Origin of the sequence: Pontibacter rugosus (assembly GCF_042678745.1) — a bacterium.
Taxonomy (GTDB): Bacteria; Bacteroidota; Bacteroidia; order Cytophagales; family Hymenobacteraceae; genus Pontibacter; species Pontibacter rugosus.
The window spans coordinates 1-7,634 of record NZ_JBHTLD010000225.1 but is presented as its reverse complement, the minus strand read 5'-3'; the positions used below and the strand labels follow the sequence as shown (position 1 = coordinate 7,634).

The window sequence follows — 7,634 nt, the reverse complement described above, 5'->3', positions numbered from 1 at the left end:
GTTATACAATCATAAAGCCATAATTATCAAATATTAGACACTAACATCATAAAGTAAATATGGAAGCAGACATTAATCTAAAAAACAGGTTTATGCGAGAGGCTTTACAGCTGTCTGAAGAGAAAATGTTGGAAGGTTTCGGAGGCCCTTTTGGAGCTGTGGTTGTTAGGCAAGGAAATGTAATTGCGAGAGGCTACAACAACGTACTTGCCAGTCAGGACCCAACAGCGCATGCTGAAGTAGATGCTCTTCGAAAAGCCGCTCAGGTACTGAAAACACATGATCTCTCCGACTGTGAGCTATACACCAGTTGCGAACCTTGCCCCATGTGCCTGGGTGCAATCTATTGGGCAAGGATAAAAAAGGTGTACTATGGCAACACACACCTTGATGCGGCCCGAGTAGGCTTTGATGACTCCTTTATCTATGAAGAAATGAAAAAACCACATGAAGAACGGCAAATACCTATGGAGCAGATTTTGCCTGGAGAGGCAGCAAAGGCTTTTGAAATATGGGAACAGCTCGAGAACAAAAAAATGTACTAGAAAACATTAATACGAAGAGACTATTGCTAGAAATAATACAATAATCTATCTTGCGACGTTTTACATAAGGTGGCGACTGCTAAATGCAGCTTTTCATCTCGTAACAACAGCCACAATAATGTTATTACTTACCTTCTTCTCTTATGAAGCTCCTTACCAAGATTTATCTTGCTTTTGGGTTTATCCTGTTAGTTTTTGTTTTTGTCACCGTATCCTATGTGATACAATCAAAAGCTGTAAAAGAAGAAGTACAACTCGCATTGCATTCTTCTGAAATCATCCGCCTCTCTGAAACAATTGAAAAAGCAATCATAGATACAGAAACGGGCGTAAGGGGTTTTCAAATATCAGATAATGAGAACTTTCTTCAACCGTATCACTCCGGGAGAAAAACGTATCAGAAAACCTATCTGGAGCTTCAGACCAAATTAAAAGATGCGAAGCAGGAAGAAAGACTTGCAGCCATAGACTCTTCCTTTAACCACTGGCTCAAGTATTTTGGCTCCCGCTCTATAACTCTACAGAGGAGGTCGCTAGCTAACGCTGCAGACGCTCCTGCTTATGAAGACTTCCGCATTCATGTGGTGAGGCAAGGCGTCGGCAGGAATATCATGGACTCTATCAGGCAACAGATAGCAGTTTTTGAGGCAGAAGAAATCAGGCAAAGAAACGAGCGCATGAGCAGCTTGGAGCAAACACTGAAACTTACAGATACCTTAGCCATTGCGTTAACTATTATATGTATTGCTGTCGCGATTGTAATTATTCAGTTGCTTGTCAATTCAATCAGGCAGCGGCTCGATGGCATTTCACACTTAGCACAGGAGATTGCCTCTGGCCATTTGGCAGCACGTGTGCAGGATAGCAGTAATGACGAAATTTCAAAAGTTTCTCAGTCGCTCAACGTAATGGCTGTAAAGCTGGAAGATAGTTTTACAAACATGCAAAAGGTAAATAAAGAACTTGATCAGTTTGCCTATGTGGTATCTCACGACCTTAAAGCTCCTTTACGAGCCATTAATAGCCTGGCAGAATGGATTGAAGAAGACCTGGGCACGGGACTCGACCCGGATATAAAACGCAACCTGGAGCTTATGCGCGGTCGCGTACTAAGGATGCAAAACCTCATCAATGGCATCCTGGACTACTCCCGCATCGGAAGAAAAGAGTTACCTAAGCAGCACATCTCTTCCTATACCTTAGTTGCCGAAGTAGCAGAGTCTGTTGTGGCAGAATCAAATGTTGAAGTTCACATAGCTACGGACATGCCCGACCTCATCACCGAACATGTTCTGTTACAACAGGTGTTTTCAAACCTGATCAGCAATGCCATCAAATACAACGACAAACCTACTCCTGTCGTGAATGTAGGTTACCGTCTACTGAAAGATGAATACGAGTTTTGGGTAGAAGATAATGGCCCGGGAATACCTGAAGGCTACCATCAGAAAGTATTTGGCATCTTTCAAACCATGGAGGCTCGGGACACGAAAGAAAGCACAGGTATAGGCCTGGCTATTGTACAAAAGATTGTACATGAAAAAGGCGGAAGTATAAAGCTTGCATCTGTGGGCGGACATGGAAGTCGCTTTACCTTTACCTGGCCAATAGAAAAAAATATCACTACCACAGCTGTACCTATACCAGCATAGCTTATCGTTCTATTACCTTATGATGCCATCACTAGAACCTTCGTGCAAAGAGCAACTGGAGCAGCTTAAAAAGGAATTTGATGAGTTTGCCTATATTGTATCGCATGACCTGAAAGCGCCTGTGCGTGCTGTCACCAATCTGTCAACCTGGATAGAAGAAGACCTGGGTGATGACTTGGCTCCAGATATTAAGCACAACATGGATTTACTGCGTAGCCGTGCCTCTCGGTTGGAGCGGATGATTGAAGGTCTGCTGACGTTTTCCCGCTCTACCCGCTTGGAGCTTGAGGTTGGTTTAACCGATGTCTCAGCTTTGCTGCAGGAAGTAAAACAAAGCATATCGCCGCATATTACCCTGCATGTTCCGGAGAGCATCTGCAATGTATTGACATATAAAGCCAAATTGCGAGAGGTATTAACGCACGTTCTCCAGAATGCGGTTGCCTTCAATGATAAGGCACAACCTGAGATTGTTGTAACGCTATCAGAACAGGAGCACATGCTGCTGTTCAGCATCTCAGACAATGGCATTGGCATACCTGAAGAAGCGCTACAGAAGGTATTTACATTGTTTTACACAGTAGCCCCTAAAGATTCTGTAGACACAATCGGGACAGGTCTGGCTATTTCCAAAAAAATAGTACATTTTGCAGGAGGCACCATAGAGGCTGCGCAAAACCCGCTGGGTGGCACAACCATCAGCTTTACTTGGCCTAAAAACATATCTGCATTACCCATATTATAAATTAAATAAAGATGAGCGAGAAGCTGGTAAATATACTTCTGGTAGAAGATGATGAGGTTGACATCATGAATGTGCAACGGGCATTTAAAAAGAACACGATTACAAATCCTTTATTCATTGCCAGAAATGGCGAAGAAGCATTAGAGATGCTGCGGACTGATCAAGTGCCTTTCCCGCACATCATCATCCTGGATATCAACATGCCTAAAATGAACGGCATTGAATTTTTGCGCGAGTTAAGGGCAGATGAACAATTCAAAAGTGCCAGCGTTTTCGTGATGACCACCTCAAACGAAGACAGTGACAAGATGAGTGCTTATAATTTTAATGTAGCAGGCTATATATTAAAACCGCTTTCTTTTGAGAAGTTCATTACCTCTGTAGCAACCTTGAATAGCTATTGGAAGCTTTGTGAGCGCCCTTAAAAGCTAAAAACAACATCACCTTTATACCTTTGCTTCCCGTGCAAATGTTTACACCCATAGAAAAAGAAACAGCTGAGCAACTGAATATCCTCATTATTGATGATGATGAGGTAGACCAGATGGCCATCAAAAGATCGCTTAGCAAATCAGGCCTGCAAGTATGTACCCATTCAGCTACTACTGCTGCCCAAGGTATGCAGCTCATGCAGCAGTATACTTACGACTGTATCTTTATTGATTTCAGACTTCCAGATATGGATGGCCTGGAATTACTGGAATTTATTAGCCCTCTTGAGCTTAAGGCCCCTGTTTTACTTGTTACCTCTCATGGTGATGAGCGTATTGCGGCCCAAGCTATCCGGCTAGGAGCAGCAGACTACATCCCGAAACACCTGCTTACGTCTGAAGTTATATCTCATAATATCAGATCGGCGATGCGGCTCAGGAAAGCAGAACTAGCGAAAAAGAAAACTGAGCAGCGGCTACGGGACGCCAAATATCAGTTAGACCTTATTATCTCTAACTCACCTATGGCCTTGTTTAGCACCAATGCTTCTGGTGATATACTATTTGCACAGGGAAAAGGCTTCGAACTGTTGAACCTTCAAACAAACGGGCTCATCGGGAAGTCCTTTTTTGATGTGTTCTCTAAATACCCCCGAATACTGAACAGGTTTCGCAAAGCATTGAACGGAGAAACTGTAGAAACAGAAGATGAAACAGATGGTTATTACCTGCGGTCGCATTATATACCTGTTCATAACGATACCGGGCAGCTTGTTGGGGTAACCGGCTTTGCCATTGACATAACCGACCGCGTTACAAACGAGCGTGAGCTGATTAAAGCTAAAGAGATTGCGGAGAATTCTGTTCAGGTGAAGGAGCAGTTCCTGGCAAATATGAGCCATGAAATTCGTACGCCTATGAATGGTATTATCGGCCTGACAAATGTGCTACAGAAAACAACTCTGGATCAGGAACAGCATAAGTTTTTAAAGGCAATTCAGACCTCCGCAAACAATCTTATGCTCATTATCAATGATCTGCTTGACTTCTCGAAAATCACTTCTCAGAACTTTACGTTTGAGCAGATAGATTTCAGCATGCAGGAGGTGGTACAGGAAATTATTGACCTGATGGAATCGCGGGCTGAGGAGCGGGGCAATAAGCTGATTATTAAAACAGCTGCCAATTTACCTGACCAACTTACCGGAGACCCTTTACGCTTAAAGCAAATCATATTTAACCTTGTCGGGAATGCTATCAAATTTACCGAAGGAGGCGAGGTAAAACTGATCATACACATTGCCCGGCAAGAAGAAGGCTCTTTAGTTATAGAGTTTACAGTAGAAGATACCGGCATTGGCATACCTAAAGATAAACTCGAAGACATTTTTAACAGCTTTAACCAAGGCAGCAACCATACTTCCAGAAAGTATGGAGGCACGGGTTTGGGCTTATCGATTTCAAAAAAGCTAGTAGAGATGCAGGGAGGAGCCATAGCGGTAAGAAGCCGTGTAGGCCATGGTAGTGCCTTTACTTTTAGCCTCCCATTCCTGGTGAAAGATATGCTGGCAGCACCTGCTACTGAAGGAGTTTTTCAGGAAGCAGACGAGCAGTTGCTATATGACTTAGGGAATATCCGTGTACTGCTGGCGGAGGACAATGAGATAAACCAGCTATTGATTACGACAGTGCTAGGCGGATGGAATGTGCATATAGACGCGGTGCTGAACGGCGTTGAAGCCATTAAAATGTTTGAGCAGAACCATTACGATATTGTGCTGATGGATATGCAGATGCCGGAAATGGATGGGTACGATGCCACTAAATTCATTCGCCAACAGCAGGGTTCCAAGGCACAGATACCCGTTATTGCCTTAACTGCACATGCCACCACAGGTGAAATTGAAAAATGCCTTGCCGCTGGCGCTGATGCCTATGTATCCAAGCCATTTGACCCGGATCATCTTTATCAAACAATGCATAGGCTCACCTACAACACTACTCCTGCGCCGGTTGTTACTTCTCCTAAAATAAGCCTGACGCAACTTTATACTATGGTTGATGGGCAGTTATCCTTTATCTATGAGCTACTAAGCATGTGCCAGCAAAATGCGATTGAAACAGTGCGAAAGCTGGAGGCAGAGGCACATGGCGAAGATTTCAAGCGTATAGCTTTCACCTTATCTGATCTCAGCGATAGCATTTCAATTGTATCGGCACAGCCCTTGCAGGACACGCTGTTTAAACTTAAGCAGGCGCTCCAGCAAAAAGACGCAATCCAGCTAAAGCAACTGGCAACACAAGCCGCCATAGAAACAGACGCACTGGTATTACTGCTAAAACATGAACAGCAGAAAATGAAACAACAGGCGTAGGTTAAAATTATTCAAAAAGAAGCGGGCCGCAACTTATTAAAGTTGCGGCCCGCTTCTTTTATGTGATAGCTATACTTAGCGCTGCTTCATCATGTTAGCCAGGTTACCCAAGCCACCACGTTTACCAGACATTTTGTTCATTGTTCGCATCATTTTGCGCATGTCGTTAAACTGCTTCATCAGGTTATTTACCTGTGTGATATCAGTGCCGCTACCCTTGGCAATACGGTTACGACGGCTGCCGCTGATCATATCTGGGTTCTCACGTTCCTGAGGCGTCATCGACTTGATGATAGCCTCAATTGGTTTGAAAGCATTCTCGTCAATTTCCACATCTTTCAATGCTTTGCCAACACCTGGTATCATGCCAACCAAGTCTTTTATATCACCCATCTTTTTGATCTGCTCCAGCTGCGTCAGGAAGTCGTCAAAGTTAAACTGGTTCTTGCGGATCTTCTTGTTAATACGCTTCGCCTCGTCTTCGTCAAATGCCTGCTGAGCACGTTCTACCAGCGAGATAACGTCACCCATACCCAGGATACGCTGCGCCATACGATCAGGATAGAACAAGTCAAGCGCCTCCATTTTCTCACCTGTAGAAATGAATTTGATAGGCTTCTCCACTACCGCACGGATAGACAGTGCTGCCCCACCACGTGAGTCACCATCAAGCTTCGTCAGAACAACACCATCAAAATTGATGCGCTCGTTAAAGGTCTTGGCTGTATTTACCGCATCCTGCCCTGTCATGGAGTCTACCACGAAAAGCGTCTCAGTCGGTTTCACAGCAGCCTTGATCTCGGCTATCTCCTTCATCATCGCTTCATCCACGGCCAAACGACCAGCGGTATCGATAATGACTACTTTCTTATGCGTCTTTTTAGCATGTTCAATAGCATTAAGCGCAATCTGAACAGGGTTTTTATTATCAATTTCGGTATACGCCTCTACTCCTACCTGCTCAGCCAATACCTGAAGCTGGTTAACGGCAGCCGGACGGTAAACGTCGCAGGCAGCCACCATCACAGAGCGTCCCTGCTTTTTAAGGTAGTTTGATAGTTTACCTGTAAAGGTTGTTTTACCAGATCCCTGCAGACCAGCGATAAGGATAATAGCCGGCTCGCCTTTCAGGTTGATGTCCTGCTTCTCGCCTCCCATCAGCTCGGTCAGCTCCTCATGCATGATCTTCACCATTAGCTGGCCCGGAGAAACTGCAATCAATACATCGCGGCCAAGCGCCTCTTCTTTGATTTTATCGGTTACCGTTTTGGCTACTTTATAGTTTACGTCTGCATCCACTAAAGCACGACGTACTTCTTTAATAGTGGCAGCAACGTTAATTTCTGTAATGCTTCCCTGCCCTTTAAGTGTTTTAAAAGCGCGGTCTAACTTGTTACTTAAATTATCAAACATCTCTTTCTATGGATTTACCTACAAAAATAAGGAAAATGGCACAATAATGCATAGGAGTTATTAAAAACCATCGCTTCCTTTATTACGCAACTTTCAGAAGGCTGGTATAATTCATTTTTAGAACGATGCGCTATTCCTGAATCTGCTTTCAAAGCTAAGCATTTTTTAACATTTCCGCTTTGCTACGCTTGCAAAGCCTATATGAACCAGTCATCGCTGTTATTGCTTCACTTGAAGTAAACCAATTGCTTTAGGGCGCCGGTACCAAGAAGTTCCTTACTGGGAGCGGTAATAGAAATTTGATTCTGTGAAAACTCGAAGGCTTAAAAAGTTTCCGGGTTTCTACTGAAAGAATGAAAGGCTGATGTATACCTGTATTGGAAAAATATAAATCGATGAATGTCAACCAGATACATTTAAGCTATAATTCAACTTCTCCAAACCGTTAAAAAAAACAACAGCTGCCATACAAC

6 protein-coding genes are annotated in these 7,634 nt (G+C 43.7%); 5 read left to right on the top strand and 1 reads right to left on the bottom strand.

The window, feature by feature from the left end; all coding sequences use genetic code 11:
- Positions 1–59 precede the first annotated feature (59 nt).
- From ACFQ2O_RS18295 to ACFQ2O_RS18275, 5 genes are all read left to right on the top strand, one after another.
- Positions 60–545: a nucleoside deaminase gene (locus ACFQ2O_RS18295; RefSeq protein ID WP_377531285.1), complete on the top strand. Its 486-nt coding sequence runs from the start codon at positions 60–62 to the stop codon at positions 543–545.
- 143 nt (positions 546–688) lie between these two features.
- On the top strand, positions 689–2,197 hold the full coding sequence (locus ACFQ2O_RS18290; RefSeq protein ID WP_377531282.1) for a sensor histidine kinase: 1,509 nt from the start codon (positions 689–691) through the stop codon (positions 2,195–2,197).
- 19 nt (positions 2,198–2,216) lie between these two features.
- Positions 2,217–2,942 (top strand): sensor histidine kinase, encoded by a 726-nt coding sequence (locus ACFQ2O_RS18285; protein ID WP_377531278.1) that lies wholly within the window; start codon positions 2,217–2,219, stop codon positions 2,940–2,942.
- Between the two features lie 11 nt (positions 2,943–2,953).
- Complete coding sequence (locus tag ACFQ2O_RS18280; RefSeq protein ID WP_377531275.1) at positions 2,954–3,367, top strand: response regulator; 414 nt, start codon at positions 2,954–2,956, stop codon at positions 3,365–3,367.
- A gap of 44 nt (positions 3,368–3,411) precedes the next feature.
- A complete protein-coding gene (locus tag ACFQ2O_RS18275; protein ID WP_377531271.1) occupies positions 3,412–5,748 on the top strand; it encodes a hybrid sensor histidine kinase/response regulator in 2,337 nt (778 codons plus the stop codon).
- Between the two features lie 75 nt (positions 5,749–5,823).
- Here ACFQ2O_RS18275 and ffh read toward each other — a convergent pair whose 3' ends face one another.
- Complete coding sequence (gene ffh / locus ACFQ2O_RS18270; protein ID WP_377531267.1) at positions 5,824–7,161, bottom strand: signal recognition particle protein; 1,338 nt, start codon at positions 7,159–7,161, stop codon at positions 5,824–5,826.
- Positions 7,162–7,634: the final 473 nt, after the last annotated feature.